This window comes from Pseudomonas sp. (genome assembly GCF_035497915.1).
Classification (GTDB): domain Bacteria; phylum Pseudomonadota; class Gammaproteobacteria; order Pseudomonadales; family Pseudomonadaceae; genus Serpens.
Map to the genome: position 1 here is coordinate 1 of NZ_DATJCS010000023.1, position 25,956 is coordinate 25,956.

Consider the following 25,956-nt stretch of genomic DNA (forward strand, 5'->3'; position numbering starts at 1 on the left):
CAGGTGGCCGTTCATGGCCAGGAACATCAGGGTCGCCATGTTGAGCAGGAACTGGCCGAGCAGCGGCACCGACACGCCCATGGCCGGGTCCATCATCGAGGCGTAGCCCAGGCCCATCTGCATGGAGACGAACTGGCCGATGACCACGAAGATCTGGAAGAACAGCTGCAATATGAAGCCCAGCACCGCGCCGATGAGAATCTGCTCGGCGATCAGCAGCATCATGCGCAGGCTGAGCGCGTCCACCTCGGGCATCGGCGGCAGATTGGGCGACAGCAGCAGGGTGATGGCCAGCGCCAGGTAGAGGCGCACGCGCATGGGAATCAGGTTGCCGCCGAACACCGGCATGACCATCAGCAGCGCGCCGATGCGGAACAGCGGCAGCAGGAAGGCGCTGACCCAGCCGCCAATCTGCGCGTCGGTCAGTTCCAGCATCGGTCAACCAATTACATAGGGGATGTTGTGCACCAGCGTCTCGGTGTACTCCAGCCACTGGCGCACCAGCCAGGGACCGGCCCACATGAGCGTTCCAAGCATGACCAGCAGGCGCGGCAGGAAGCTCAGGGTCTGCTCGTTGATCTGCGTGGCGGCCTGGAACACCGCGACGATCAGACCGGCGATCAGGCTGGGCACCACCAGGATGGCCACCGTCACGGCGGTCAGCCACAGGGCGCTGCGGAACAGGTCGACGGCGACTTCAGGGGTCATGGCTATAACGTCCCGAAACTGGCGGCCAGGGTGCCCATGATCAGGCTCCAGCCATCGATGAGCACGAACAGCATGATCTTGAACGGCAGCGAGATGATCAGCGGCGAGAGCATCATCATACCCATGGCCATCAGAATACTGGCCACCACCAGGTCGATGATCAGGAACGGGATGAAGATCATGAAGCCGATCTGGAAGGCGGTCTTCAGCTCGGAGGTGACGAAGGCCGGCACCAGGATGGTCAGCGGCGTGTCGGCCGGGGCGGCGATGTCGGTGCGCTTGGACAGCCGCACGAACAGGTCCAGGTCGCTCTCGCGGGTCTGCGCCAGCATGAAGTCCTTGAGCGGCACCTCGGCGCGGCTGATGGCTTCCTTGGCGGCAATCTGCTCGTTCAGGTACGGCTGCAGCGCCTGCTCGTTCACCTTGTCGAACACCGGCGCCATGATGAACAGCGTGAGGAACAGCGCCAGGCCGAGCAGGATCTGGTTGGACGGCGTGGACTGCAGGCCCAGCGCCTGACGCAGGATGGAGAAGACGATGATGATCCGCGTGAAGCTGGTCATCAGCATGACGAACGCCGGGATGAAGCTCAGCGCCGTCATGATCAGCAGGATCTGCAGGCTGACCGAGTATTCCTGCTCGCCGTCCGGGTTGGTGCTCAGGGTGATGGCCTTGATGCCAAGCGGATCACCGGCCGCCTGCTGCGCCATGGCCGGACCGGCCAGCAGCCACAGCAGCACGCCCGCCAGCACCAGCCAGGCGCGGGCGGACATCAACGGGGCAAGGACGGTCGCGTTCATCGATCAGTGCTCGGCGGGCGGGGTCTTGTCGCGGCCGAGCAGTTCCTGCAGGCGGCGGGCAAATTCCGGCGTGGCGGTTTGGGTGGCGGGCAGCACCACCGGCTGCTTGAGCACATGCAGCGGAGTGATGCGTCCGGCGGTGAGGCCGAGTAGCACCTGTTCCTCGCCGACCTGCACCAGCAGCAGCCGCTCGCGGGCGCCCAGCGACTGGCTGGCCAGCAGCTGGATGGCCTGGTTGCCGCGCGGCCCGGCCTGGTTCTGCATGCGCCGCAGCAGCCAGGCGAGGCCGAAGATCAGGCCGACCACCAGGCCCAGGCCGAGCACCAGCTGCACCAGCTGATCGACCATGCCTTCGGTGGACGGTCCCGGCGTGGCGGCAACGGCTTCGCCGGCCAGCAGCAGGGGCGCCAGGATCAGGCGACGCATTAGCGCAGCTTCCGGATGCGCTCGGAAGGACTGATCACGTCGGTCAGGCGGATACCGAACTTCTCGTTGACCACCACCACTTCGCCATGGGCGATCAGGGTGCCGTTGACCAGCACGTCCAGCGGCTCGCCGGCCAGGCGATCCAGCTCGATCACCGAGCCCTGGTTGAGCTGCAGCAGGTTGCGGATGCTGATGCTGGTGTTGCCCACTTCCATGGAAATGGTCACCGGAATATCCAGGATCACGTCCAGGTTGGGGCCTTCCAGGCCGTGCACCGGCTCGCCCTTGGCCGGGGTGGGGAACTGTTCCATCGGCGCGCGCGCCGGGCCTTCGGCCAGCAGCTCGTCGATGGCGTTCTGACTACCACCCTCTTCCAGGGCGGCGGCCCACTCGGCGGCCTGGTCCTCGGGAGACTTCGGGGTGTTGTTTGGCATTGCGTGTCCTCAACTGGCTGTTCGGCTGACCGCTCCGCATCGGGCGGAAGGTTCAGGCGGAAAGAAGAGTTGCCTTTAGCGATTGCGTTCCAGCGGCCCCATCACCTGCAGGGCCAGCATGTCCTTGTGGGAGCCGAGCTTCACTTCGAAGGTCGGCACCCCATTGGCCTTGAGCAGCATCTGCTCGGGCAGCTCGACCGGGATCACGTCACCGGGCTGCATGTAGAGAATGTCGCGCACGCGCAGCTGGCGGCGCGCCACGGTGGCGTCCAGCGGCACCTCGACATCCAGAATGTCCTCGCGCAGCGCCTTGGACCAACGCTCGTCCTGATCGCCCACGTCGGACTTGAAGCCGGCGTCGAGCATCTCGCGGATCGGCTCGAGCATCGAGTACGGCAGGGTCACGTGCAGGTCGCCGCCGCCGCCGTCCAGTTCGATGTGGAAGGTGGAAACCACCACCACCTCGCTGGGGCTGACGATGTTGGCGATGGCCGGGTTGACCTCGGAGTTGAGGTACTCGAAGTCCACTTCCAGCAGCGCGTTCCAGGCTTCCTTGAGGTCGACGAACGCCTGGTCCAGCACCATGCGCACCACGCGCAGCTCGGTGGGAGTGAACTCGCGACCTTCGATCTTGGCGTGGCGGCCGTCGCCGCCGAAGAAGTTGTCGACCAGCTTGAACACCAGCCGCGAATCGAGGATGAACAGCGCCACGCCGCGCAGCGGGCGCATCTTCACCAGGTTGAGGCTGGTGGGCACGTACAGCGAGTGCACGTACTCGCCGAACTTCATCACCTGCACGCCGCCCACGGCGACGTCGGCGGAACGGCGCAACAGGTTGAACATGCTGACGCGGGTGTAACGGGCGAAGCGCTCGTTGACCATTTCCAGGGTCGGCATGCGACCACGGACGATGCGGTCCTGGCTGGTCAGGTCGTAGCTCTTGACCCCGTTGGGGCTGCCGGTTTCCTCGACGGAAACCAGCCCGTCATCGACGCCGTGCAACAGCGCGTCGATCTCATCCTGTGACAGCAGGTCTGTGGCCATGAAAGGGTCCTACTGCAAAACGAAATTGGTGAACAGCACCTGCTCGACGGCGGGCTGGCCGAGCAGGTTGCGCGCCAGTTCCTGGACGCGCTCGGTGGCCTGGACGCGCACCGCTTCCTTGCCCGCGGCGGTGAGCATGGTTTCGAAGCTCTGCGCGGAGAACAGCATGACCAGCTCGTTGCGCAGCAGCGGCTGGTGTTCGCGCAGCGCATCCATGCTCTTCTTGTCGCGGCCGAGCAGGGAAACGCTGACCTGCAGGTAGCGCGCCCGTCCATTGGCGTTGAAGTTCACCACGAAGGGTTCCTTGAGATCCTCGTACACCGCGCCACGGTCGCGGCTGACAAACAGCGGCTTGGCGTCCGGACTGACGTTACTAGCCGAATTGGAGGAGGTCAGGACGTACCAGGTAACGCCCACTGCGGCGACCATCGCCAGCAACAGGCCCAACACCCCGAGGATGATGAGAAGAAGTTTCGAGTTCTCAAGCCTGAAAGACTTAGCCATGCCAAATATCCGTCACCTTGCGGCGCTACAACAGTCAAGCCAGCGATTCAGCAAGTCTTGTGCCAGCCGATTGGCCGATCCGACGAGCCCGCCACAGCCCTTCTCCAGGCCTGCGGTCAAACCCTGTGGGGCCGGGTTTATCCCGGCCGACGGCGGTGGAACCGCGACCTTGCCGGGTGGTGCGAGCCGCTGGCCGGCGTAAAGCCGGCCCTACAGGTTCACAGCCACGAAGTTCCAGACCTCAGGCGTAGAAATCCACCAGGCCGCGACCGTTCTCCAGCGGCGTGGTCGCGATCAGGCTTTCGGCTTCCAGGCCGTCTTCCGCCTCGGCTCCGCCACCGGCCAGCCCGGAAGCGCCGCGCTCGTCGGCCTGTCGCTCGCCACGCGCGAGGGACTGGTCGGAGACATTGACGTCGAACTGATCCAGGCCCTGCTGGGCAAACATGTCACGCAGCCGGTGCATCTGCCCTTCCAGCGCCTCGCGCACCGAGGCGTGCGGGCTGGCAAAGCTGATCTGGGTCTGTTCCTGGTTCAGGCTGATGCGGATTTCCAGACGACCCAGCTCGGCGGGATCCAGCTGGATTTCCGCGCTTTTCAGGTTCTGACTGGACAGCCACATGACGCGCTCCACCACCGCCTCGCTCATGCCCGGCTGGCGCATGGACAACGGCTGCTGCAGCGCATTGGCGGCGGCCTCGCGCTGCGCCGCGTTGGCCTGCTGCACGGCCTGAGTCAAAGGATTGACTGGGCTGTCGGGGCTCTCGGTCGAAGCCTGCGCCGCGCCGCCAGCGGTCGCCGCCAGGCTGGTGCGCAACGCCTCGGTGAAGTCCTGCTCGCCGTCGGCGGCGAGTTCCGTTTCAGCAACCGACGCCAGGCTAAGCTCAGGCTGCAACGCTTGCTGACGCGGGGCGCCGCGCGTCTCGGTCAGGCTCGCGGTGGCCGAACGCACACCCACGGCGCTGGCGGCGGCCTGCTGGGCAAGCCCGGCGGCCGGCGTCGCGGCCGCCACCATCTGGCTGGCCACTGCCTCGGCCATCAGCGGCTGTTCCGGTTCCGGCGTGCGGGTGTCGAGTGTCGCGTCGACCGGCAGATCCTGCTCGGTGACCGGCGCAAGCTGTTCAGCGGAGGCCAGCGTCTCGGACGATGCCGTAGCGGCCGGGGCGCTGTCGCGACCGAACAGCATCAGCGATTCCAGGGAAACGTCTTCCGGCTCCACGAGCAGCGCTTCGTCCGTCAGCGGCAATTCGCTGCCCGGCAGTTCGCCGCCCGGCAATTCGCTGCCGAGGCCGGCAAGGGCTTGCTCACCGATGGCCGGCTGGACCGGGGCGCCAGACTCGGCGAGCGGACCCTCACTGCCTTCCCGGGCCTGGGCATAGACATCGGCGAAACCGCTCTGGCTCGCGTCGCGTGGCGTTCCGCGCAGGCTCTGGTCGGCTTGCACCGCAGACGCCTTTGGCAGAAGGAAATCGGCACCAAGGCTCATGGCTGACTCCGCTGAGTTCTAGTAGTGCCAGGGGGATTGCAAGCGGCGGGCCAACCCGGACAGCAGCGGCCGGGCCACTGTGGGAGGGGCTTTAGCCGCGACCGGGCCACCCAAGGGCATCGCGGCTGAAGCCGCTCCTACAGATTGCGTTCAGCCGCGATGCGATGGGTCAGGCGAAGCGACGGCGCTCTGCGCGAACCAGCACGCGCACCACGGAGAGTTCCTGTTCGACCTGCCGCAACAGGCCGGCGGCGCGATCGAGGGCGGCGTCGCGCCCGGCGCGCTCCAGGTCCAGGCAGAGCTTGGCCAGCATCACCGCGCCCATGTTGCTGCAGCTGCCCTTGAAGCTGTGCGCCGCCTTGCTCAGCGCTTCGGCGTTGCCGTCGCGCAAGGCCTGGCGCAGGGAATGAAGGCGTTCCTCGGAATCGCCCAGGTAGGCATCCAGAAGGGCCGGATAGTCCTCGGCCATGACATCCTGCAGGCTTTGCAGCACTGCGCTGTCGATATGCGATCGTCCGTACATCCGCTTGTCCTTAGCGATGTGTCACCGTGCCATTATGCGCGGCCTGTCCATGCTCCCTCCAGACGCAGGTCAGTCTTCCCGACGAACGAGCATCCGCTGCGCCAGTTCGTCGAACTGCTTCTGCTCGCGCGCGTCGGCCATCCGCCGGGCCTCGTCCTGATAGCGCTGTACCAGCTTGCGCAAGCCTTCCAGACGCATGTGGCACTGCTGCCAGCGTTCGCGGATCTTGCGCAGGTTTTCCCGGCTCCACTCGACGCTGCGCCCCTGCTGCTCGATGGCGGTGTCCAGCTGGCCGAGAAAACGCTGATAGTTGACCATCCACTGGCCGGAGACGCCCTGGCGACCGGAGGTCAGCCATTGCTGCTGATAGTCGCTGAGGTAGCGCTGCAGTTCGCGAAGCTGATTCTCGCTTTGCAGCAGCTTCTGCTGGGCTTGCCCCAGCGCGCGCGCCGCGTCACGTTCCGCCCGCGTGGCCAGGTCCACCACCGGGGTCAGACGCTGGATTCGCCGATCACCCATTGCCGCTCAGCGCCGAGTCACTGGAAGACCGTCGCCAGTTGGGCGGCGTTCTGCCCCAGCTGCTGACCGCCTTCGTTGAGCCCCTGGCGCAGGTAATGGGCCATCTGCTGCTGCTTGGCGATGGCCAGGTCGGTTTCCGGATCGCCGCCGGGCACGTAGGCACCGACGCTGAGCAGGTCGCGGCTCTGCTGGTAGCGCGACCAGAAGCGCTTGAAGCGCTGCGCCAGTTGCAGGTGCTCGGGGCTGACCACCTGCGGCATCACCCGGCTGATGGACGCCTCGATGTCGATCGCCGGGTAATGGCCTTCCTCGGCCAGCCGGCGCGACAGCACGATGTGGCCGTCGAGCACGCCGCGCGCCGCGTCGGCGATCGGATCCTGCTGGTCGTCACCCTCGGACAGCACGGTGTAGAAGGCGGTGATCGAACCGCCGCCCTGCTCCGCGTTACCGGCCCGTTCGACCAGCGCCGGCAGCTTGGCGAACACCGACGGCGGATAGCCCTTGGTGGCTGGCGGCTCGCCGATGGCCAGGGCGATCTCGCGCTGGGCCTGGGCGTAGCGGGTCAGCGAATCCATCAGCAACAGGACGTTCTGGCCCTGGTCGCGAAAATACTCGGCGATGCGCGTGCAGTACTGCGCGGCGCGCAGGCGCATCAGCGGCGCTTCGTCGGCCGGCGAGGCAACCACCACGGAGCGCTTGAGGCCTTCCTCACCGAGGATCTGCTCGATGAATTCCTTCACTTCGCGGCCCCGTTCACCGATCAGCCCGACCACGATCACGTCGGCCTTGGTGAAGCGGGTCATCATGCCCAGCAGCACCGATTTACCCACGCCGGTGCCGGCGAACAGGCCCAGGCGCTGGCCGCGCCCCACGGTAAGCAGGCCGTTGATGCTGCGGATGCCGACGTCCAGCGGTTCGTCGATCGGGTGGCGGCGCAGCGGGTTGATCACCGGCGCGACCATCGGCACCCAATCCTCGGCGCGCATGCGGCCCTTGCCGTCCAGCGGCTTGCCGGTGCCGTCGAGCACCCGGCCGAGCATGCTCTTGCCCATCGGCAGGCGGCCGCTGTCGGCCAGCGGCACCACGCGCGCGCCCGGGGCGATGCCGGCCAGGCTGCCGACCGGCATCAGGTAGGTCTTGCTGCCGGAGAAGCCCATCACTTCGGCTTCGATTTCCAGCGGATGGTGGCGGTCGCCGTTCATCACCAGGCAGCGGCTGCCCACGGCGGCGCTGAGGCCTTCGGCTTCCAGGGTCAGGCCGACCATGCGCAGCAGGCGGCCTTCGACTACCGGGCGGCTGGGCAGACTGACCGCCTGCTGATAGCCGGCCAGGCGACGGGCGAACGTGGTGCGCTCAAGGCGCATTGGGCTGCTCCCCGCTGGGCAGCTCGACGCTCAGGTCGGGCACCGGCGGATGCAGGCGTTGCTCGCGCTTGTGCTCGAACAACTGCGCCAGCGCCTGCTTGAGGCGGGTTTCCACGGTGGCATCGACCAGGCTGTTCTGGCTTTCCACCCGGCAGCCGCCGGGCTGCAGGCTGGCGTCCTCGACGATCTTCCAGCTTTCCTCGTGGCGTTCGCGCAGCGCCTTGACCAGCTCGAAGTCCTGCGGATTGACGTGGATACGCAGGTTGCCGGCGCCCATGGGCAGCAGGCCGAGGGCCTCGGAGAGAATCTGCTGCAGCTGGCTGGAATCGCTGTGCAGCTCGCGCTGGATGACCTCGCGGCTGACGTGGGCGACCAGGTCGACCAGCGCCAGCTCCAGCGCCTGGTCCTGTTCGGCGATGGGCTCCAGCAGATGGCCCATCAGTTGTTCCAGGCGCGCCAGCTGTTCGTTCAGGCGCAGCTCGGCTTCCTGACGGGCGCGCAGCTGGCCGGCGTGGAAGCCGTCCTTCTCGCCGGTGGAGAAGCCTTCGTTGTAGGCCTCCTGGCGGATTGCCTCGAGCTCTTCGAGGGTGATCGGCTGCACCGTCTCGACCGGCACTTCCTCGACCGTGGCCTGGATTTCCGGCTCCGGCTCGGGCAGCGGCTCGGGTGCGGGCGCCGGCTTGAGCGGATCGAAGCTGGGCAGCAACCAGCGCTCGAAAGGCGGCAGGTCGCTGGCGCGGATCAGATCGCTTTCGTATTCGCCTTGGCTGGTCTGCATGGTGACTCGACTCTCGCCCCGCCAGGGGTCTGCCTATCCCGTCTGTCTATCCCGGAGCACGGGATCAGATCATTTCTTCGGCGCCCTTCGGGCCGATGATGATTTCGCCGGCTTCGGCCATGCGCCGTGCGATGCCGAGGATTTCCTTCTGCGCCGTTTCCACGTCGCTGACGCGTACCGGGCCGAGGTTTTCCAGGTCGTCGCGCAGCAGCTCGCCGGCGCGCTTGGACATGTTCTTGAAGATCTTTTCCTTGACGTTCTCGTCGGCGCCCTTGAGCGCCAGGGTGAGCACGTCGGAAGAGATCTCGCGCAGCAGCGCCTGGATGCCGCGATCGTCGATGTCGCCCAGGTTCTCGAAGACGAACATCAGGTCCTCGATCTCCAGCGCCAGCTCCTCGTCCAGCTCGCGGATGGAATCCATCAGCGGGCCTTCGATGCTGCTGTCCAGGTAGTTCATGATGTCGGCGGCACGCTTCACGCCGCCCAGGGTGGCGCGGCTGGTGTTGGTGTTGCCGGAGAACTGCTTCTCGAGGATGGTGTTGAGTTCCTTGAGCGCCGCCGGCTGCACGGTGTTCAGCGAGGACACGCGCAGCAGGATGTCCAGCCGCGCCTTGTGGGCGAAGTGGCTGAGCACCTCGCTGGCCTGGTCGGCGTCCAGGTAGGCCACCACGATGGCCTGGATCTGCGGGTGCTCGTAGCGGATCACGTCGGCCACGGCGCGCGGCTCCATCCACTTCAGGCTGTCCAGGCCGCTGGTGCTGCCGCCCAGCAGGATGCGGTCGATCAGGCTGCCGGCCTTGTCCTCGCCCAGGGCCTGGGTGAGCATCTTGCGGATGTAGCCGTCAGTGCCGACGCCCAGGCCGGTCTGTTCACCGACCATGACGATGAATTCGCCGAGGACTTCCTCGACCTGCTCGCGGTGCACGTTGCCCAGGTGGGCCATGGCCACACCGACCTTCTGTACTTCCTTGGGGCCCAGGTGGCGCAACACCTGCGCGGCATCGGTTTCGCCCAGGGAGAGCAGCAGGATGCCGGCCTTGTCGACTTTGCTCAGTTTGCTCACGGTCACTCGTCCCCGTTGATCCATTCTTTGACGACTTCGGCAACGCGGGCCGGGTTCTCCGCCACCAGGTTCTTGATGGCGTTGAGCTGGGCCTCGAAGCTGTCATTGGGGTTGGCCAGCATGATCTGCTGGGCCGAACCGCTCAGGCTCAACTGGTCGTCATCCAGCTCGGTGGCCAGCGGCTGCAGGTCGCGTTCGAGCGGCACCAGGTCCTTGCCGGAACCCTTCTTGTTGCCGGTGACGTTGTTCAGCAGCGGGCGCAGCACGCCGAACACCAGGGCGAGAATGAACAGCGCGCCGATGATCTGCTTGGCAACGTCCCAGAACCAGGGCTGCGCGTAGAAGGGAATTTCCTCGATCACGTCGCCACGGTCGGCGACGAACGGGGTGTTGACCACGCTGACGCTGTCGCCACGACTGGCATCGAAGCCCACCGCGTCCTGCACCAGGCGGGTGAAGCGCGCCAGATCCTCGGCGCTCCACGGCTGGTAGGTGACGGTGCCGGCCTGCGCATCGACGATCTGCTGGTCGTCCACCACCACGGCGATGGACAGGCGACGCACGCGCCCCTGCTGCTGGCGGGTGTAGCTGATGGAGCGGTCCAGTTCGTAGTTGCGGGTGGCCTGCTCGCGCTTGTCGGCCGGGTACGGCGCCAGCATCGGCGCGCCGGTGGCCGGATCCATGATCTGCTGGCCGTTGGCATCCAGCAGCGGCTGGCCCGGCGGAATCGCACCGGCAGTCGCGCCGCCGAGGCCCAGCTGTTCGGGCGCGGCGCCCGGCGCCGGCGGCTGGTTGCTCAGCGCGCCCGGCACGCCCTGCGGCGGCAGGCTGCTGTGGCGTTGTTCGCTGACCGCCTGTTCGCTGCGCAGCGCCGGCTGGTCGGGGTTGAAGGTTTCGGTGGTCGACTCGACGGCGTTGAAGTCCACGTCGGCGGAGACTTCCGCCTTGTAGCGGTCGCTGCCGACCACCGGACGCAGGATGTTGTGCACGCGCTGGGTGAGCAGGGTTTCCACCCGGCGGCTGTATTCGAACTGGCGGCCGGCGACGGTGAGTTCGGACAGTTCCTGCTGGTCGGACAGCAGGTTGCCCTTCTGGTCCACCACGGTGACCTGGGACTTGTTCAGTTCCGGCACGCTGGTGGCCACCAGGTTGATGATCGCCTGGACCTGACCGGGCTCCAGGCTGCGCCCGGCGAACAGTTCCAGCAGCACCGAGGCGCTGGGCTTGCGCTCGTCGCGCACGAACACCGAACTCTTGGGAATGGCCAGGTGCACGCGCGCCGACTTGACGCCGTTGAGGCTGGCGATGGTGCGCCCCAGCTCGCCTTCCAGGCCGCGGCGATAGCGCGCCGCTTCCATGAACTGGCTGGTGCCCAGGCTCTGCTCGCGGTCGAGGATCTCGAAGCCGACGCTGTTGTCGCGCGGCGCCACGCCGGCGGTGGCCAGCTTCAGGCGTGCCTGCGCCATGTCCTGGGACTTGACCAGCAGGGCGCCGGAATTGGGTTCGACGGTGTAGTCGATGCCGGCGCTGTTGAGGACGTCGACCACCTGGCTGACATCCATGCCATTGAGGTTGCCGTACAGCGGCCGGTAATCCGGCTGCTGGGACCAGAGCACCACGGCGAAGCCGATGGCCACGCTCGCGGCCAGACCGACCAGCAGGCCGACCTGACGCAACATGGACATATCGGAAAGATTTTCCAGGAAGGAGAGTCCCAACAGCGGCGGCTTCTTGGCCGTGGCTTCCGCCCCATTGGTGTTGGCGGGAACCTTCGCTACAGCGTCAGACATGGATCATCCGTCCTTAGATCGACATCTGCATGATGTCCTGGTAGGCCTGTACCAGCTTGTTGCGCACCTGGGTCATGCCTTGGAAGGACACCGAGGCCTTCTGCGAGGCGATCATCACGTCGGTCAGATCCACCCCGCCCTGGCCCATTTCAAAGGCCGTGGCGAGCTGGTTGGCGGAGCTCTGCGTCTGACTCACCTTGTTGACCGCCTGCCCCAGCAGGTCGGCGAAACTCGGCATGCTGTTCGCGGCCGGCGCCTCAGGCTGCGCCGGCTTGAAACGGGCCATGGCGTCCGCCTGCATGGAACGCATGTCCATCAACAAACGATTGAACTGCAGACCCTGACTCATGTGTCATTTCCTCTTACTGGCGGCGTGGTTTTGACGCCCCACATCACAGAGCCCAGACATAGCAACATCAGTGCCAAGGGCCAAGTCATTGATCGAGCGAGAGTTTTGCTTGTGATTCAAGCTGCCGGAAAGTGGACGGCGGCGCGGACTGGCGAAGCGGCCGGTACTGGCCGCCTCGAAAAAACCGTCGAGTTCGTCACTAATGGCGCGACGATAGCATATTGATCAGCTCATGCCAGCACCGCAACGGCGCCACCCATCCGTCAGAGCGGATCGTTCATGCGCAGCAACTCTTCGGGCAGGTGCTCGATGTAGTCGTCCTCCAGATCGGGAGGCGGCATCTGCAGGTGGTAACCCTGCCGGTCGAGGTTTTCCAGTACCTGGTGGATGTCCTCGCGGGCCAGCGGGCGCTCCGGGTGCAGCACCAGATCGAAGGCCAGTTGCGGCGCACCGAAAACGGCGAGCAGGCCCTCCGGCACGCGACTCAGCGCATCGCTTTTCAGCACATAGAGGTACATCTCGCGCTTGCGCGGGCTCTTGTAGATGGAACAGATGCGTTTCATGCCGATTCTCCGGGGGCGGACAACGCGTCGAGCAACGCCTGGCCCAGGCGCTCGCGGCGCCAGCCGCGCAGGTTGTCCGGCAACTGATAGGGACCATCGGGATAGCCGCTGCGCAGCAGGGCTTCCAGGGATTTCTTGCGCAGCATCAGCTCGGGGGCCATGCCCAGGCGCGCTGCCTCGGCCTGGCCGACCGCGCGCAGCTTCTTGAGCAGGCGCCCGGCTTCCAGCGGCAGCGGCTCGTCCACCGGCTGCGGCCAGGCGTCCGGCGGCAGCGCCGCCGCCTGGCGAATCAGCTGCAGCAGGGTTTCGCCATCCTGGCGAACGGTGCGCGGGTGCATGTCCTCGATGCGCGACAGCGCGCCCAGCTCGGAGGGCTGGAAGCGCGCCAGCGGCCACAGCGAGGCCTCGCGCAGGATGCGGTTGCGCGGCACGTCGCGGCGCCGCGCCTCGCGCTCGCGCCAGGCGTACAGCACCCGGTACACCGCCAGCTGCTGGCGGGACAGCTTCCAGGCCAGCTTGCCCTCGCGGTACATCTCGTCCGGGTCGACCTCACGGCGCAGGTTGGCCACCAGCTCGGCGCCGTCTTCCAGCAGCCAGGTGCGCTTTTCATCGCTGAGCCGCGCATCCAGGGCGCGATACACCTCGACCAGATGCTGCACATCCTCGGCGGCGTAGCGCACCTGCATGTCGCTCAGCGGGCGCTGCAACCAGTCGGAACGGGTTTCGCCCTTGGGCAGCTCGATGGCCAGCAGCGCCTGCACCAGGCGCGAATAGCCCATGGAGAAGCCCAGATCCAGGTAGCCGGCGGCCAGCTGGGTGTCGAACAGCGGCTGCGGCAGGGTGCCGGTCAGGCGCTGGAAGACTTCCAGGTCCTCGCTGCAGGCATGCAGCACCTTGACCACGCTCGGGTCGTCCAGCAGCGCGGCGAACGGCGCCCAGTCGCGGATGCACAGCGGATCGATCAGCACGGCCTGCCGACCATCGCCGACCTGCACCAGACCGGCGATCGGATAGAAGGTGTCGACCCGCATGAACTCGGTGTCCAGCACCACGAACGGCTGCGTGCGCCAGGCGGCACACTGCTGCGCCAGCTCGGCGTCGTCACGGATCCAGTGAATGTCGATGCTCACGCGGGCCTTCCCGTCGAATAAAGGGCGCGCAGTATACAGCGCTCCCGGGGGCAGGTATGAACCCTGGCGCCGCCGAACCCTGTAGGGCCGGCTTTACGCCGGCCGACAGAGTCGAGACGGGCGAATCAAGCCGGGGTCAGCTGCTCTTCGGCAACCACGCCGGCCGGCGCGACACCGCGATCGAGCATCGCCTGCAGGCGCGCGCGGGTATCGGCCATCAGCCCGGGCAGCTGTTCCGCCGAGTACTGGCTGGCGTCGATGGGTTCACCGATCTCCACCTCGACCGGCATGCCCAGGTTCAGTTTCCAACTGCGCGCCGGCAGCACCTGGTGAATGCCGCGAATCGCCAGCGGCACGATGACCGCATCGGTGTCCAGCGCCAGGTGGAAGCAGCCCTTCTTGAACGGCAGCAGTCGACCATCGGCCGAACGGGTGCCTTCCGGCGCGGCCCACAGCACGATGCCGCTCTCCATCAGGCGGCGCGCGTTTTCCATATCGCGCACCGCCTGGTGGCGGTTGCCGCGATTGATGGACGGGAATTCACCGGCGCGCAGGGTCGCTCCGAACAGCGGAATGGAGAACAGCTCCTTCTTGGCGAGCATGCGGATCGAGCCCGGCAGATGGGCGAAGCTCACCGGGATGTCGTAGTGACTGGAATGGTTGCAGAGGATGATGTAGCGCCGGCCGTCGGAGAAATCCGGCGCCCGCCCCTGCACCTGGATGTCGATGCGCGCCATGCGCAGCAACACACGAGCCCAGCCGCGCGCATAGCGGTCGATGTGCTCGCGGCGCAACCGGCCGATTGCGGCGCGCCCGAGAATCACGCAGCAGTAATAGGCGGTAACCAGGACATTCCCCACCAGAACGCCCACGCGACGGGCCAGCGTGGCGCTCTCGGTGATGACAGCCAGATCAGACATGAAGGCTCCCCATTTCTCTGACGGGTCTATGCCAGGCAACTGGCGAAATATGACAGCCCCCTTATGATGCCCGTCCGCCCCTTCGCGACACAGGAGCCTCCATGTCCCTCGCCCGCTTGCTGACTGCGCAACAACTTGCCGAACGCCTGTCGACCCCCGACCTGCGTATCCTTGATTGCCGTTTCGCCCTGGACAATCCCGCCGTCGGGCGCAGCCGCTACGCCGAGGGGCATATCCCGGGCGCCCGGTTCGCCGACCTCGAACAGGACCTGTCCGGCCCGGTGGTCAAGGGTGCGACCGGCCGCCATCCGCTGCCCGACCCCGCCCACCTGCAGGAGCGCCTGCGCGAGTGGGGCGTGAATCAGGACAGCACGGTGCTGCTCTACGATGATGGCCCCGGCGCGTTCGCCGCGCGTGCCTGGTGGCTGCTGGCCTGGCTGGGCAAGCGCGATGGTGTGTACCTGCTCGACGGCGGTTTCCAGGCCTGGCAGGCGGCCGGCCTGCCGGTGACCACGCAGATCGATGAACCGGCGCGCGGCAATTTCACCGCCCGCCCGGATGCCAGCCTGGTGCTGGACGCCGACAGCCTGAGCCGGCGCCTGTGCGACCCGGCGCTGACCCTGATCGATGCGCGTGGCCTGCCGCGCTTTCGCGGCGAGGTGGAGCCGCTGGACCCGGTCGCCGGTCACATTCCCGGCGCCTGCTGCGCGCCCTTCACCGACAACCTGGGCGCCGATGGACGCTTCCTGCCGCCGGCGCAGCTACGCCAGCGCTTCGAACGCCTGCTCGCCGGACGCAGCCCCGACCAACTGGTGGCCTATTGCGGCTCCGGCGTCACCGCCTGCCACAACCTGTTCGCCATGAGCCTCGCTGGCCTGCCGCTGGCGCCGCTGTACGCCGGCTCCTGGAGCGAATGGATCACCGATCCGGCGCGCCCGGTGGCGACAGGTGACTGATTGGTCAGCCCTCGACCGAACATTTCCCTTGAAGAACAAATAGTTACATTGCTCGCCCGGTTTTTTTAGCATGCTTCGCCGAGAACCTTCACGGCCTGCATGGAATGTGTGAATGCCGCGATCTAGAGCGGTTTGCCCCGCTGGAACAGGACCGATCCTGTTAGCGTCGCCCCGCTCGCTTCAAACCGAAAAACCGGAGTTATCGATGAAACAAGCCTGGATAAAAACAACACTGGCTCTGGCGATTGGCGCCCTGTCCAGCCAAGCCCTGGCAAACGGCCTGGCCATCAACGAACACAGCGCCAGCGGCATGGGCACCGCCTTCGCCGGCCGTTCCTCCTCCGCCCAGGACGCCAGTACCGTGGCCGGCAACCCGGCCGGCATGTCCAAGCTTGAGCGTCGCGAAGTGAGTGGTGGTCTGGCGTTCATTCATGCGCTGACCGATATCGAAGCGACCGGCGGCACCGGCAGCACCGACGGCGACATGGTGCCCTTCGCCACCGTGCCCTTCGGCTACTACGTCACCCCGATCAACGACAAGCTGCACTTCGGTCTCGGCCTGTACGTGCCGTTCGCGGTCATCAGCGACTACGAAAAAGGCCACATGGGTCGCTACCACGGCCTGAACAGCGAAGTGGAAGTGGTCAATCTGCAGCCGACCCTCAGCTACAAGATCAACGACCAGGTGTCGGTGGGCGGTGGCCTGGTGATCAGCCGCATCTATGGCAAGCTGACCCGCGCCATCCCGATGGGCAAGCTTGATCCGGCACTTGCCAGCTACCCGGACGGCCATTCCGATGTGGAAGGCGACGACGTCTCCTATGGCTACAACCTCGGCGTGCTGGTGGATGTCACCGAGCGACTGAGCTGGGGCCTGACCTACCACTCCAAGGTCAAGTACAACCTGGAAGGCGATACCACGGTCAGCGGCATTACCCCCGCGCCCACTCCCATTCCCGGCCTGACTCTCGGCACGCTGAACACCACCTACGACGCCAGCGTGGACATCACCATGCCGGAGTCGGTGGACACCTCGGTGACCTACCGCCTCGACGACCAGTGGACCCTGTACGGCGGCGCCACCTGGACCCGCTGGAGTCGCCTGGAAAGCCTGGTGATCGAGAACCAGACCAGCAACCCCATCCAGGCTGGCGTCGTCGGTCGCGTCGAAGAGCCGCTGAAGTGGAGCAACACCTGGTCCTTCGCCGTGGGCACCGCTTACCAGCTGAACCCGCAGTGGGTGCTGCGCGCCGGCCTGGCGCTGGACGAGTCGCCGACCACCAACGAACACCGCACCACCCGCATCCCGGTGTCGGATCGCACCATCCTGTCCCTGGGCGCTGGCTGGAACATCAACCAGGACGTGACCCTGGACCTGGCCTACTCCTACCTGAAGGAAGACAAGGGCGAAGTGAATCAGACCGGCTACAACGCCGAGTATGAAAACTCCGCCCACGGCCTGGCAGCCCAGCTGACCTACCGTTTCTAACGGGCAGCGGCGTAAAGAAAAAGCCGGACCTTGGGTCCGGCTTTTTGCCTTAGTGGGAGCGGACTTGTCCGCGAGCTCTTCATGCGGCGCGCCCCCTGGCCGGGAACCCCAAAAAACTCGCGAATGAATTCGCTCCTACAGGTTCCGTGCCGCAATTGCCCTACGCCGCCATACGCGCGCATTCCTCGGCGCACGCCGTGCAGGCTCGCGCGCAGGTCTGGCAATGCTCGTGTTCGTGACCGGCGCATTCGCTGGCGCAGGCGCGACAGGCTTCGGCACACACGCGGCACAGCGCCGCAGCCTGTTCGCTGTCCCGAACCATGAGCGTCGCACACAGCCGGCACAGGTCCGCGCAATCGCGATCCAGCTGGATGCAGCGAGCCATCATCGTTACGTCGTCTTCGCGCAGGCAGGCGGTGGCACAGTGCTCGCAGGCCTCGGCACAGCGGGTGCAAGCCTGGACACAGGCTTCGTAGCGGGGATTGATCATGGGCTAATCCTCCAGGCGGTCGGGACAGCTTGGCGCTGCCGGAGCTGTTGAGACCGGACCACCCCAGGCGGGTTCTTGCCCGCCGATCAGCCCTGCCAGGCGGTCACGAAGTCGGCGGGATCCAGCTCCGGCGGGGTGCGCCGTTCACCTTCGACGCTGCCCAGGTAGATGAAACCGACGATCTGTTCCTGCGCGCCGACGCCCAGGCCGGCCTTGACGATGGGGTCGTGGGAGAGCTCGCCGCTGCGCCAGATCGCGCCCAGGCCTAGCGCATGGGCGCCCAGCACGATGGCGTGGGCGGCACAGCCGGCCGAGAGGATCTGCTCGCTTTCCGGCACCTTGAAGTGCGTCTTCGGCGCGGCGATCACCGCCACCAGCAGCGGCGCGCGCAGCGGCATGGCGCGCGCCTTGGTGAGCATGTCCGGCTTGACGTTGCCGTGCGCCGAGACCGCCTGGGCGAACAGTTCACCCAGGCGCTCGCGGGCCACTCCTTCGATGGTCAGGAAGCGCCAGGGGCGCAGCTGGCCATGATCGGGCGCGCGCAGCGCGGCGCGGAACAACTGCTGGCGTTGCGCCTCATCCGGCGCCGGGTCGTGCAAACGCGGCACGGACACACGGGTCAGCAGAGCGTCGAGAGCCTCCATGGGCCACCTCCAGAATCGATACAGGCGGCCATTCTAGTGGCCGGCGCGCCAGAAAGGTGATGCCGCTCGTGCGCGCGCCCTCTCAGGCGACCCGGTCGGGGGACAGATCAGGCTGCAGCGGCGGGGTCACCGGCGGCAGACCATGGGCGGCGCGGGCGGCATCGCAGTGCGGGTTGTGCCGGCCATCGACCCAGGACGCCTCGAACTCGCGGCAGGTGCTGGAGCGCTGTTCGTACATGGTGCAGCGCACCGAGCAACCAACATCGCCCAGCAGCGCCACGCAACGCGCCGGCTTGGCATCGGTGCCGATCATGGCGGCGTGATAGGGGGAAATCTGCACGACCCGATCATCCGGAACGCTGCCGCCGGCGGAGCGGCACTCGCCCCAGTAGAAGGACACGCGAAAATACGCGCAGCAGGCACCGCACGTGAGGCAGGGGTTCTCTTGAGGCATGGGAGGCGAACTCGGAAACCGGCAGAGCAGCCGGCGCTGGGCGGCTATTCTATGCATCGCGTTCCGGCTGTGAAGGGGGCTGCGAAAGAATTTCGTCGGCGCCTATCCGCTCGGTTTACAGCCAGCCCCACAAGGTTAGAATGCGCCCCTCTTCTTCCCCCGTCCGAGCCACTCCATGGCCCTGCCGACCCTACGCATCATCGGTTTCATCCTCGGCATCTTTCTGATCACCCTGGCCGCCAGCATGCTGCTGCCGCTGTTCGCGCAGCTGTGGTACGGCCGTACCGATGAACTGGAGCCTTTTCTCTGGTCGAGCCTGGCCACCTTCGCCACCGGCCTGGCCCTGGTGCTGCCCGGACGTCCGGCCGAGTCGCATCTGCGACCACGCGACATGTATCTGCTGACCACCGCCAGCTGGCTGGTGGTGGCGCTGTTCGCCGCCCTGCCGATGCTGATGAGCCGTGACCTCAGCTACACCGACGCCTTCTTCGAGAGCATGTCGGGCATCACCACCACCGGCGGCACGGTGCTCACCGGCCTGGACGACGCCTCTCCCGGCCTGCTGCTGTGGCGCTCGCTGCTGCAATGGCTGGGCGGCATCGGCTTCATCGCCATGGCGGTGGCGATCCTGCCGCTGCTGCGCGTCGGTGGCATGCGCCTGTTCCAGACCGAATCCTCGGACTGGTCGGAAAAGGTTCTGCCACGCTCGCACGTGGTGGCCAAGTACATCGTCGGCGTGTATCTGCTGTTCACCCTGCTCGGTGCGCTGGCCTATCACCTGACCGGCATGGGCTGGTTCGATGCCATCAACCATTCGATGACCTCGGTCGCCACCGCCGGCTTTTCCACCTCGGATGCCTCGCTGGCCGCCTTCCCGCCCGCGACGCACTGGGTCGCGGTGGTGCTGATGGTCCTCGGCAGCTTGCCGTTCATGCTCTATGTGTCGACCCTGCGCGGCAACTACAAGGCCCTGCTGCGCGACCAGCAGGTGCGCGGCTTCCTCAAGCTGCTGGTCGCCGTCTGCCTGCTGTTCAGCGGCTGGCTGTGGCTGAACTCCGACTACGCCTGGAGCGATGCGCTGCGGCTGGCCACCGTCAACACCGTGTCCATAATCACCACCACCGGCTACGCCCTGGGCGATTACAGCCTGTGGGGCGACTTCGCCATCATGGCCTTCTTCTACCTGACCTTCATCGGCGGCTGCTCCGGCTCGTCGACCGGCGGGTTGAAGATCTTCCGTTTCCAGGTGGCCTACGCGCTGCTGCGCGCCAACATCCAGCAGCTGATCCACCCGCGCGCGGTGATCCAGCAGAAGTACAACGGTCACCCGCTGGATGAAGAAATCGTCCGTTCGATCCTGACCTTCTCGTTCTTCTTCACCATCACCATCGGCGTGGTCGCCCTGGGTCTGGCGCTGCTCGGCCTGGACCCGCTGACCGCGCTGACCGGTGCGGCAACGGCGGTGTGTAACGTCGGTCCGGGACTGGGGCCGATCATCGGCCCGGCCGGCAATTTCGCCAGCCTGCCGGATGCCGCCAAATGGCTGCTGTCGCTGGGCATGCTGCTGGGGCGCCTGGAAATCATCACCGTGCTGGTGCTGTTCACCCACGCCTTCTGGCGTCACTGAGGCGTTCGTCGCGCACCAGGCGCAACAGCGCCAGCAGGGTGGCGAAGGACGCGGGCGTGACGGCGTACAGCACCAGGCCGGCCAGCGCAGGGATCAGGGCCAATGTCGCCAGCCAGCGGCCCGGCGCACCGGCCAGGCAGAAGGCCAACAGCGCCGGCGGCAGCGCCAGCCAGGCCAGCAGGCGCACATGAATGGCCCAACCCAGCCAGGCGCGGGCCTGACAGCCCAGGCTTGCCGGGGCGTCGGCGCACCAACCCAGCCAGCGCTCGTCCTCCAGGAACAGGAAGCGCAAGGCGCAGCATCCCAGCACCCAGGCCAGCAGAGCGGCCGCCCAGAGCCATTGGCGACCGGCACCGGGCACGCCTGTTCGTGTCGAACCCATCAGTGACTCCCGCAACGCCGCCTCGGCCCCCAAGGATAGTCAGCGCGCACTGGCCTGCCGCATCGCCACGCCGGCATACTGCGCACCCTGTGGGCCGCCTCGTTGTCATAGCCTTGTCCCTTGCCGCTTCGGACCGACCATGCCGCACTCGTTCCCGCTCATCCTGCTGCTTGGCCTGCTGGCCTACGGCCCCGCCCAGGCCGCCGAGCTCTCCGCCGAGGCCTACGGCTTCCCGCTGGACAATCCGTTCGAGGCCACCATCGCCGGCACGCCGCCGGACCTGCGCCCCGACCTGCCCGCCGACGACGAGATCGACCAGAGCGATCACAGCCTGCTGCTGCGCCCGGAGCGCGAGTACCGACTGCCGGCCAATTTCTGGGCGGTGAAGAAGCTGCGCTACCGAATCGCCAGCCAGGACGGCCCGGCGCCGCTGATCTTCATCATCGCCGGCACCGGCGCCCACTACGCCAGCGGCAACATGGAACTGCTGAAGAAGGTTTTCTACCAGGGCGGCTTCCATGTGGTGCAGCTGTCCTCACCGACCAGCTACGACTTCATGGCGGCCGCCTCGCGCTTCGCCACGCCGGGGATTTCCGCCGAGGATGCCGACGATCTCTACCGGGTCATGCAGGCGGTGATGGCCAACCATCCCGATCTGCCGGTCACTGGCTACCACCTGACCGGCTACAGCCTCGGCGGCCTGCACGCCGCCTTCGTCAGCCATCTGGACGAGCAGCGGCGCCACTTCAATTTCCAGCGGGTGCTGCTGATCAACCCGCCGGTCAACCTCTACACCTCGGTGACCAACCTCGATCGCCTGGTGCAGACGCAGGTGGCCGACATCCGTGACGCCGCTTCTTTCTACGAGCGCATGTTCGACAAGCTCACCCATTACTTCCAGTACAAGGGCAGCCTGGACATGAGCGCGGCGGTGCTGTTCGACTTCCAGCAGTCGCGCCAGCGCCTGAGTGACGAGGAGATGGCGATGCTGATCGGCGCCTCGTTTCGCTTCTCCGCCGCCGACATCGTCTTCACCTCGGATCTGATCAACCGGCGCGGACTGATCATCCCGCCGGGCTATCCGATCAACGAGGGCACCGAGATCACCCCCTTCTTCCGCCGCGCGCTGCTCTGCGACTTCGACTGCTACATGGCTGAGCAACTGGTGCCGATGTGGCGCAAGCGCTTCGATGGCGGCAGCCTGCCGCAACTGGTGAACGCCGTAAGCCTCTACGCGCTGGAAGACTATCTGCGCACCAGCGACAAGATCGCCGTGATGCACAACGCCGACGACATCATTCTCGGCCGTGGCGACCTCGGTTTCCTGCGCCGCACCTTCGGCCCGCGCCTGACGCTGTACCCGCGCGGCGGCCACTGCGGCAACATGAACTACCGGGTCAATACCCAGGCCATGCTCGACATCATGCGTCAGTGAACGGACACCCACCCATGCTTCGACAGCGCCTCACCCTGCTGACCCTGCTTCTGCTGGCCGCACCGTTCGCCCAGGCGCAAGCGGTCGCGCCCGACGAGGACGGCTTCACCCGCCCGCTGGAACGGCTGACCTTCAATCCGGGGCTGGACCAGCGCGAGTTCGAGCGTTCCACCCTGCTCGCCCTGGATGTCTACGATCCGCTGGAGCCCTGGAATCGCCGCGTCTACCACTTCAACCAGCGCTTCGACGAATGGGTGCTGCTGCCGGTGGTGAACACCTACCAGGCGGTGACGCCGCGCTTCGTGCGCAGCGGGGTGAGCAACTTCTTCGACAACCTTGGCGACATCGGCAACCTGTTCAACAGCCTGCTGCAGTTCAAGGGCCAGCGCTCCATGGAAATCACCGCGCGCGTGCTGTTCAACAGCACCTTCGGGGTGTTCGGCCTGTGGGACGTGGCCAGCCTGATGGGCCTGCCGCGCCACCGCGAGGACTTCGGCCAGACCCTGGGCTTCTACGGCCTGCCGGCCGGCCCGTACCTGGTGCTGCCGTTCCTCGGTCCTTCCAACCTGCGCGACACCACCGGGCTGGTCGGTGACTTCTGGGTGGAGGGCGAGATCGACTACCTGAACGTCAGCGAGGCCAGCAACTACGGCCACCCGGAGATCTACGGCCTGCGGGTGGTGGACATGCGTTACCAGACCAGCTTCCGCTATGGCCAGGTCAACTCGCCGTTCGAATACGAGAAGGTGCGCTACGTGTACACCAAGGCGCGGGAACTGCAGATTTCCGAGTGAGACCAGGCACCCTGTAGGAGCGGCTTCAGCCGCGATGCTACTGCTTTGCCCCAATCGCGGCTGAAGCCGCTCCTACAGGCCTGTCCATCCCCGAGCGTTCTGACCGATCTGCCACGTACCCGCGCAACACAGGCCAAGGCATGCCGGGCGCCGCCCTCGTATAACTCGCCGCGTCGTTCCACCCGTCGAGACCGAACATGCCCGCCTACAAAGCTCCGCTGCGTGACACCCGCTTCCTGCTCAACGAAGTGCTGGACTACCCCGCCCATTACGGCGCGCTGGCCGCCGGCGCGGAGGCCACGCCGGACACGGTCGAGGCCATCCTCGGCGAGTGCGCGCGCCTGTGCGAGGAGGTGATCGCCCCGCTCTACCACTCCGGCGACGAAGAGGGCTGTCACTTGGAGAACGGCGAGGTCCGCACGCCCCAGGGGTTTAAGGAGGCCTACCAGGCCTTCGTGGACGGCGGCTGGCAGGGCCTGTCGCACCCGGTCGAGTACGGTGGCCAGGGTCTGCCGATGAGCCTCGGCGCCATCAAGCAGGAAATGCTCGGCACCGCCAACTGGCCGTTCGCCATGTATCCGGGGCTGTCCCTGGGCGCCATGAACACGCTGATGATGCATGGCAGCGATGAGCAGAAGAGCACCTACCTGCCACCGCTCACCGCAGGCCGCTGGGCCGGCACCATGTGCCTCACCGAGCCGCAGTGCGGCACCGACCTCGGTCAGGTGAAGACCCGCGCCGACGCCAACGCCGACGGCAGCTACGCGCTGACCGGCACCAAGATCTTCATCTCCAGCGGCGAGCACGATCTGACCGAGAACATCATCCACATCGTGCTGGCGCGCCTGCCCGACGCCCCCAAGGGTACCCGCGGCATCAGCCTGTTCATCGTGCCCAAGTTCGTGGTCAACGCCGACGGCAGCCTGGGTCCGCGCAACGGCGTGACCTGCGGCGCGCTGGAAAGGAAGATGGGCATCAAGGCCTCGGCAACCTGCGTGATGAACTTCGACGCCGCCACCGGCTACCTGATCGGCCCGCCCAACCAGGGCCTGGAATGCATGTTCACCTTCATGAACAGCGCGCGCATCGGCACCGCCATCCAGGGCGTGGCCACCGCCGAGCTGGCCTATCAGGGCGCGCTGGCCTACGCCCGCGAGCGCCGCTCGATGCGCGCCCTGTCCGGCAGCAAGGAGCCACAGCAGGCGGCTGACGCCCTCATGCACCACGGCGATGTCCGGCGCATGCTGCTGACCCAGAAGGCCGTCGCCGAAGGCGGCCGCGCGCTGGTCTATCTGGCCGCCCAGTACGCCGATCGCATGATCGAAGGCATCCTCGCCGGCGACAGCGCCAAGCAGGCCCACTGGGACGACAAGCTGGGCTTTCTCACCCCGATCCTCAAGGGCTGCCTGACCGAGCTGGGCCTGGAAGCCGCCAATCTGGGCATGCAGGTGTACGGCGGGCACGGCTACATCCGCGAACACGGCATGGAGCAGATCGTCCGCGACGCGCGCATCGCCACGCTTTATGAAGGCACCACCGGCATCCAGGCCCTCGACCTGCTCGGTCGCAAGGTGCTGCTGATGACCCAAGGCAAGGCGGTGCGCCAGTTCACTGCGGATATCGCCGCGCTGGCCTGGACACTGCTCAAGGAGGAACCGGGCATGCGCGGCAAGGCGCTGACCCTGCTCAGACTCTGCGCGCAATGGAACTGGCTGACCCTGCGCATCGCCCTGATCGCCCGCAAGCAGCGCGACCTGGTCGGCACCGCCAGTCACGACTTCCTGATGTACGCCGGCTACGTGACCCTGGCGTATTCCTGGGCCCTGCAGGAGCGCGCCGCCCGCCGGCGTATGCGCGACGGCGGCCAGGACTCGCTGGATTTCTACCAGGCCAAGCTCGCTACCAGCGACTTCTACTTCAGCCGCCTGCTGCCGCGTGCCAAGGCCCATGCCGCCGCCATGCTCAGCCCGGCGGCGAAGATCATGGAGCTGCCGGGGGAGCATTTCGCCTTCGATTAAAACAGGCGCAGCTGCTCCTGCACGCCCTGCAGATCCACCAGCCGCACGCCCAGGCCGATCAGCCGCACCGGCTTGTCGCCCCGGGCGAAGGCCTGGCCAAGCAGCAGCCGGTAGCTGTCCGGGTCCCAGCCGGCGCCGGCCTGTTCGAGGGTGGTCTGGGTGAAGTCGTGAAACTTGAGTTTCACGAACGGCTTGCCGATCCGGTAGCTCTGGTCCAGGCGCGTCAGCCGGCGCTGCAACTCGTCGTAGAGATCGGGCAACTCGGCCAGGCAGGCCGCCAGATTCGGCAGGTCCTGATCGAAGGTAGTCTCCACGCTCAGTGACTGTCGACGGCTGTCCACCTGCACCGGGCGTTCGTCGATACCGCGTGCCAGATGCCACAGCCGCTCACCGAAGCTGCCGAACTCGCGCAGCAGCGCCAGCCGGTCCCAGTCGCGCAGCTCACGGCAGGTGCGAATGCCCAGCCGGGTCAGGCGCTCGGCGGTGACCTTACCGACGCCATGCAGCTTGCTGACCGGCAGTTCGGCCACGAAGGCCTCCACCTCGTCCGGGGTGATCACGAACAAGCCGTTGGGCTTGCGCCAGTCGCTGGCGATCTTGGCCAGGAACTTGTTGGGCGCCACCCCGGCGGACACGGTGATGCGCAACTGTTCCCAGACCCGCTGGCGGATCTCGCGGGCGATCAGGGTGCCGCTCCCGCCGTGGTGGGTCGCGCTGGACACGTCCAGGTAGGCCTCGTCCAGCGACAACGGCTCGATCAGCTCGGTGTAGTCGCGGAAGATGCCGTGGATGTCCCGCGACACTTCCCGGTAGGCGTCCATGCGCGGGCGCACCACGGCCAGATCGGGACACAGCTTGAGGGCGGTGCGCATCGGCATGGCCGAATGGACGCCCCAGGCGCGCGCCTCGTAGTTGCAGGTGGCGACCACGCCGCGCTGCTCCGGCGACCCACCCACCGCCAGCGGCCGCCCAGCCAGTCGCGGATCGTCGCGCATCTCGATGGCGGCGTAGAAGCAATCGCAGTCGATGTGAATGATCTTGCGCACGGTAAAAGGCCGGAAGCGCCGCCGGGTCTGGCGTGGGCTGGCAGTTTACCACCCTGCGAAAAGCGCAAGGCCCTGATGGCAAAAGGCTTTTCCGGAATCAAGGGTTGACAGCAAGTCTTCGGCGCGTAGAATGGCCGACGCGGGATGGAGCAGTCTGGTAGCTCGTCGGGCTCATAACCCGAAGGTCGTAGGTTCAAATCCTGCTCCCGCAACCAAATACCAG

General features: G+C 66.5%; 29 protein-coding genes and 1 tRNA gene. 7 read left to right on the forward strand and 23 right to left on the reverse strand.

What is annotated here, in order from left to right; genetic code table 11:
• The 18 genes from VL129_RS07685 to VL129_RS07770 form a co-directional block, all read right to left on the reverse strand.
• Positions 1-435: flagellar biosynthetic protein FliR (locus VL129_RS07685; RefSeq protein ID WP_325411725.1), on the reverse strand; the 435-nt coding region annotated here is incomplete at its 3' end.
• A gap of 3 nt (positions 436-438) precedes the next feature.
• The gene (gene fliQ / locus VL129_RS07690) at positions 439-708 is read right to left on the reverse strand and encodes a flagellar biosynthesis protein FliQ (RefSeq protein WP_325411727.1); all 270 of its coding nucleotides are present in this window, start codon (positions 706-708) and stop codon (positions 439-441) included.
• Positions 709-710: 2 nt separating this feature from the next.
• On the reverse strand, positions 711-1,481 hold the full coding sequence (gene fliP / locus VL129_RS07695) for a flagellar type III secretion system pore protein FliP (RefSeq protein WP_325411781.1): 771 nt from the start codon (positions 1,479-1,481) through the stop codon (positions 711-713).
• A 30-nt stretch (positions 1,482-1,511) separates the two neighbouring features.
• Complete coding sequence (gene fliO, locus VL129_RS07700) at positions 1,512-1,934, reverse strand: flagellar biosynthetic protein FliO (protein WP_414705161.1); 423 nt, start codon at positions 1,932-1,934, stop codon at positions 1,512-1,514.
• The gene (gene fliN, locus VL129_RS07705; protein WP_325411729.1) at positions 1,934-2,368 is read right to left on the reverse strand and encodes a flagellar motor switch protein FliN; all 435 of its coding nucleotides are present in this window, start codon (positions 2,366-2,368) and stop codon (positions 1,934-1,936) included. The genes fliO and fliN overlap by 1 nt, the downstream gene beginning before the upstream one ends.
• Before the next feature lie 75 nt (positions 2,369-2,443).
• Positions 2,444-3,412, reverse strand: a complete 969-nt coding sequence (gene fliM / locus VL129_RS07710; RefSeq protein WP_325411731.1) for a flagellar motor switch protein FliM — start codon at positions 3,410-3,412, stop codon at positions 2,444-2,446.
• Between the two features lie 9 nt (positions 3,413-3,421).
• Positions 3,422-3,916, reverse strand: a complete 495-nt coding sequence (locus VL129_RS07715) for a flagellar basal body-associated FliL family protein (RefSeq protein WP_325411733.1) — start codon at positions 3,914-3,916, stop codon at positions 3,422-3,424.
• A 241-nt stretch (positions 3,917-4,157) separates the two neighbouring features.
• Positions 4,158-5,399 (reverse strand): flagellar hook-length control protein FliK, encoded by a 1,242-nt coding sequence (locus VL129_RS07720; RefSeq protein ID WP_325411735.1) that lies wholly within the window; start codon positions 5,397-5,399, stop codon positions 4,158-4,160.
• 169 nt (positions 5,400-5,568) lie between these two features.
• Positions 5,569-5,922, reverse strand: a complete 354-nt coding sequence (locus VL129_RS07725; protein WP_325411737.1) for an Hpt domain-containing protein — start codon at positions 5,920-5,922, stop codon at positions 5,569-5,571.
• A gap of 69 nt (positions 5,923-5,991) precedes the next feature.
• Positions 5,992-6,441 (reverse strand): flagellar export protein FliJ, encoded by a 450-nt coding sequence (gene fliJ, locus VL129_RS07730; RefSeq protein WP_325411739.1) that lies wholly within the window; start codon positions 6,439-6,441, stop codon positions 5,992-5,994.
• Positions 6,442-6,458: 17 nt separating this feature from the next.
• Entirely contained in the window at positions 6,459-7,805 is a 1,347-nt protein-coding gene (gene fliI / locus VL129_RS07735; protein WP_325411741.1) for a flagellar protein export ATPase FliI, read from the reverse strand.
• Entirely contained in the window at positions 7,795-8,583 is a 789-nt protein-coding gene (fliH, locus tag VL129_RS07740; RefSeq protein WP_325411743.1) for a flagellar assembly protein FliH, read from the reverse strand. Before fliH ends, fliI begins: the two co-directional genes overlap by 11 nt.
• A gap of 64 nt (positions 8,584-8,647) precedes the next feature.
• Entirely contained in the window at positions 8,648-9,670 is a 1,023-nt protein-coding gene (gene fliG, locus VL129_RS07745; RefSeq protein WP_325411745.1) for a flagellar motor switch protein FliG, read from the reverse strand.
• Positions 9,649-11,436: a flagellar basal-body MS-ring/collar protein FliF gene (gene fliF, locus VL129_RS07750; protein WP_325411747.1), complete on the reverse strand. Its 1,788-nt coding sequence runs from the start codon at positions 11,434-11,436 to the stop codon at positions 9,649-9,651. Before fliF ends, fliG begins: the two co-directional genes overlap by 22 nt.
• A gap of 13 nt (positions 11,437-11,449) precedes the next feature.
• Entirely contained in the window at positions 11,450-11,785 is a 336-nt protein-coding gene (gene fliE / locus VL129_RS07755; protein WP_325411749.1) for a flagellar hook-basal body complex protein FliE, read from the reverse strand.
• Between the two features lie 263 nt (positions 11,786-12,048).
• The gene (locus tag VL129_RS07760) at positions 12,049-12,348 is read right to left on the reverse strand and encodes a YcgL domain-containing protein (RefSeq protein ID WP_325411751.1); all 300 of its coding nucleotides are present in this window, start codon (positions 12,346-12,348) and stop codon (positions 12,049-12,051) included.
• Positions 12,345-13,478 (reverse strand): ribonuclease D, encoded by a 1,134-nt coding sequence (gene rnd, locus VL129_RS07765; protein WP_325411753.1) that lies wholly within the window; start codon positions 13,476-13,478, stop codon positions 12,345-12,347. Before rnd ends, VL129_RS07760 begins: the two co-directional genes overlap by 4 nt.
• A gap of 125 nt (positions 13,479-13,603) precedes the next feature.
• Entirely contained in the window at positions 13,604-14,398 is a 795-nt protein-coding gene (locus tag VL129_RS07770) for a lysophospholipid acyltransferase family protein (RefSeq protein ID WP_325411755.1), read from the reverse strand.
• 101 nt (positions 14,399-14,499) lie between these two features.
• Here VL129_RS07770 and VL129_RS07775 point away from each other — a divergent pair, with 101 nt between their 5' ends.
• Both VL129_RS07775 and VL129_RS07780 read left to right on the forward strand, forming a co-directional pair.
• Positions 14,500-15,354, forward strand: coding sequence for a sulfurtransferase (locus VL129_RS07775; RefSeq protein ID WP_325411757.1), 855 nt, complete (start codon positions 14,500-14,502; stop codon positions 15,352-15,354).
• A gap of 205 nt (positions 15,355-15,559) precedes the next feature.
• Complete coding sequence (locus VL129_RS07780) at positions 15,560-16,843, forward strand: OmpP1/FadL family transporter (RefSeq protein WP_325411759.1); 1,284 nt, start codon at positions 15,560-15,562, stop codon at positions 16,841-16,843.
• A 160-nt stretch (positions 16,844-17,003) separates the two neighbouring features.
• Here the strand turns inward: VL129_RS07780 and VL129_RS07785 are convergent, their stop codons facing one another.
• The 3 genes from VL129_RS07785 to VL129_RS07795 all read right to left on the reverse strand — a co-directional run bounded on the left by VL129_RS07785 (position 17,004) and on the right by VL129_RS07795 (position 18,431).
• Positions 17,004-17,333, reverse strand: coding sequence for a four-helix bundle copper-binding protein (locus VL129_RS07785; protein WP_325411761.1), 330 nt, complete (start codon positions 17,331-17,333; stop codon positions 17,004-17,006).
• Positions 17,334-17,419: 86 nt separating this feature from the next.
• Positions 17,420-17,977: a nitroreductase family protein gene (locus VL129_RS07790; RefSeq protein ID WP_325411764.1), complete on the reverse strand. Its 558-nt coding sequence runs from the start codon at positions 17,975-17,977 to the stop codon at positions 17,420-17,422.
• An 82-nt stretch (positions 17,978-18,059) separates the two neighbouring features.
• Positions 18,060-18,431, reverse strand: coding sequence for a YkgJ family cysteine cluster protein (locus VL129_RS07795; protein ID WP_325411767.1), 372 nt, complete (start codon positions 18,429-18,431; stop codon positions 18,060-18,062).
• Positions 18,432-18,606: 175 nt separating this feature from the next.
• Here VL129_RS07795 and VL129_RS07800 point away from each other — a divergent pair, with 175 nt between their 5' ends.
• Complete coding sequence (locus tag VL129_RS07800; protein ID WP_325411769.1) at positions 18,607-20,058, forward strand: TrkH family potassium uptake protein; 1,452 nt, start codon at positions 18,607-18,609, stop codon at positions 20,056-20,058.
• Here VL129_RS07800 and VL129_RS07805 read toward each other — a convergent pair.
• Positions 20,033-20,440 (reverse strand): hypothetical protein, encoded by a 408-nt coding sequence (locus tag VL129_RS07805; protein WP_325411771.1) that lies wholly within the window; start codon positions 20,438-20,440, stop codon positions 20,033-20,035. The genes VL129_RS07800 and VL129_RS07805 overlap by 26 nt on opposite strands.
• Positions 20,441-20,579: 139 nt before the next feature.
• Here VL129_RS07805 and VL129_RS07810 point away from each other — a divergent pair, with 139 nt between their 5' ends.
• From VL129_RS07810 to VL129_RS07820, 3 genes are all read left to right on the forward strand, one after another.
• Positions 20,580-21,875, forward strand: a complete 1,296-nt coding sequence (locus tag VL129_RS07810; protein ID WP_325411773.1) for a serine/threonine protein kinase — start codon at positions 20,580-20,582, stop codon at positions 21,873-21,875.
• A gap of 14 nt (positions 21,876-21,889) precedes the next feature.
• Complete coding sequence (locus VL129_RS07815) at positions 21,890-22,669, forward strand: MlaA family lipoprotein (protein ID WP_325411775.1); 780 nt, start codon at positions 21,890-21,892, stop codon at positions 22,667-22,669.
• A gap of 197 nt (positions 22,670-22,866) precedes the next feature.
• Positions 22,867-24,687 carry an acyl-CoA dehydrogenase C-terminal domain-containing protein gene (locus tag VL129_RS07820; protein ID WP_325411777.1) on the forward strand — a complete coding sequence of 607 codons (1,821 nt, stop codon included), beginning with the start codon at positions 22,867-22,869 and terminating at the stop codon, positions 24,685-24,687.
• Here VL129_RS07820 and dinB read toward each other — a convergent pair.
• Positions 24,684-25,733, reverse strand: coding sequence for a DNA polymerase IV (gene dinB, locus VL129_RS07825; protein ID WP_325411779.1), 1,050 nt, complete (start codon positions 25,731-25,733; stop codon positions 24,684-24,686). The genes VL129_RS07820 and dinB overlap by 4 nt on opposite strands.
• Before the next feature lie 138 nt (positions 25,734-25,871).
• Between dinB and VL129_RS07830 the strand changes: the two genes are divergently transcribed.
• Positions 25,872-25,948 (forward strand) — tRNA-Met (locus VL129_RS07830).
• The last annotated feature ends 8 nt before the right edge of the window (positions 25,949-25,956 follow it).

What these genes read in the sequence shown, in the direction of transcription:
- fliQ (WP_325411727.1), bottom strand. Translation starts at nt 708, where the DNA reads ATGACCCCTGAAGTCGCCGTCGACCTGTTCCGCAGCGCCCTGTGGCTG.
- fliP (WP_325411781.1), bottom strand. Translation starts at nt 1,481, where the DNA reads ATGTCCGCCCGCGCCTGGCTGGTGCTGGCGGGCGTGCTGCTGTGGCTG.
- fliO (WP_414705161.1), bottom strand. Translation starts at nt 1,934, where the DNA reads ATGCGTCGCCTGATCCTGGCGCCCCTGCTGCTGGCCGGCGAAGCCGTT.
- fliN (WP_325411729.1), bottom strand. Translation starts at nt 2,368, where the DNA reads ATGCCAAACAACACCCCGAAGTCTCCCGAGGACCAGGCCGCCGAGTGG.
- fliM (WP_325411731.1), bottom strand. Translation starts at nt 3,412, where the DNA reads ATGGCCACAGACCTGCTGTCACAGGATGAGATCGACGCGCTGTTGCAC.
- VL129_RS07715 (WP_325411733.1), bottom strand. Translation starts at nt 3,916, where the DNA reads ATGGCTAAGTCTTTCAGGCTTGAGAACTCGAAACTTCTTCTCATCATC.
- VL129_RS07720 (WP_325411735.1), bottom strand. Translation starts at nt 5,399, where the DNA reads ATGAGCCTTGGTGCCGATTTCCTTCTGCCAAAGGCGTCTGCGGTGCAA.
- VL129_RS07725 (WP_325411737.1), bottom strand. Translation starts at nt 5,922, where the DNA reads ATGTACGGACGATCGCATATCGACAGCGCAGTGCTGCAAAGCCTGCAG.
- fliJ (WP_325411739.1), bottom strand. Translation starts at nt 6,441, where the DNA reads ATGGGTGATCGGCGAATCCAGCGTCTGACCCCGGTGGTGGACCTGGCC.
- fliI (WP_325411741.1), bottom strand. Translation starts at nt 7,805, where the DNA reads ATGCGCCTTGAGCGCACCACGTTCGCCCGTCGCCTGGCCGGCTATCAG.
- fliH (WP_325411743.1), bottom strand. Translation starts at nt 8,583, where the DNA reads ATGCAGACCAGCCAAGGCGAATACGAAAGCGATCTGATCCGCGCCAGC.
- fliG (WP_325411745.1), bottom strand. Translation starts at nt 9,670, where the DNA reads ATGGATCAACGGGGACGAGTGACCGTGAGCAAACTGAGCAAAGTCGAC.
- fliF (WP_325411747.1), bottom strand. Translation starts at nt 11,436, where the DNA reads ATGTCTGACGCTGTAGCGAAGGTTCCCGCCAACACCAATGGGGCGGAA.
- fliE (WP_325411749.1), bottom strand. Translation starts at nt 11,785, where the DNA reads ATGAGTCAGGGTCTGCAGTTCAATCGTTTGTTGATGGACATGCGTTCC.
- VL129_RS07760 (WP_325411751.1), bottom strand. Translation starts at nt 12,348, where the DNA reads ATGAAACGCATCTGTTCCATCTACAAGAGCCCGCGCAAGCGCGAGATG.
- VL129_RS07770 (WP_325411755.1), bottom strand. Translation starts at nt 14,398, where the DNA reads ATGTCTGATCTGGCTGTCATCACCGAGAGCGCCACGCTGGCCCGTCGC.
- VL129_RS07775 (WP_325411757.1), top strand. Translation starts at nt 14,500, where the DNA reads ATGTCCCTCGCCCGCTTGCTGACTGCGCAACAACTTGCCGAACGCCTG.
- VL129_RS07780 (WP_325411759.1), top strand. Translation starts at nt 15,560, where the DNA reads ATGAAACAAGCCTGGATAAAAACAACACTGGCTCTGGCGATTGGCGCC.
- VL129_RS07785 (WP_325411761.1), bottom strand. Translation starts at nt 17,333, where the DNA reads ATGATCAATCCCCGCTACGAAGCCTGTGTCCAGGCTTGCACCCGCTGT.
- VL129_RS07790 (WP_325411764.1), bottom strand. Translation starts at nt 17,977, where the DNA reads ATGGAGGCTCTCGACGCTCTGCTGACCCGTGTGTCCGTGCCGCGTTTG.
- VL129_RS07795 (WP_325411767.1), bottom strand. Translation starts at nt 18,431, where the DNA reads ATGCCTCAAGAGAACCCCTGCCTCACGTGCGGTGCCTGCTGCGCGTAT.
- VL129_RS07800 (WP_325411769.1), top strand. Translation starts at nt 18,607, where the DNA reads ATGGCCCTGCCGACCCTACGCATCATCGGTTTCATCCTCGGCATCTTT.
- VL129_RS07805 (WP_325411771.1), bottom strand. Translation starts at nt 20,440, where the DNA reads ATGGGTTCGACACGAACAGGCGTGCCCGGTGCCGGTCGCCAATGGCTC.
- VL129_RS07810 (WP_325411773.1), top strand. Translation starts at nt 20,580, where the DNA reads ATGCCGCACTCGTTCCCGCTCATCCTGCTGCTTGGCCTGCTGGCCTAC.
- VL129_RS07815 (WP_325411775.1), top strand. Translation starts at nt 21,890, where the DNA reads ATGCTTCGACAGCGCCTCACCCTGCTGACCCTGCTTCTGCTGGCCGCA.
- VL129_RS07820 (WP_325411777.1), top strand. Translation starts at nt 22,867, where the DNA reads ATGCCCGCCTACAAAGCTCCGCTGCGTGACACCCGCTTCCTGCTCAAC.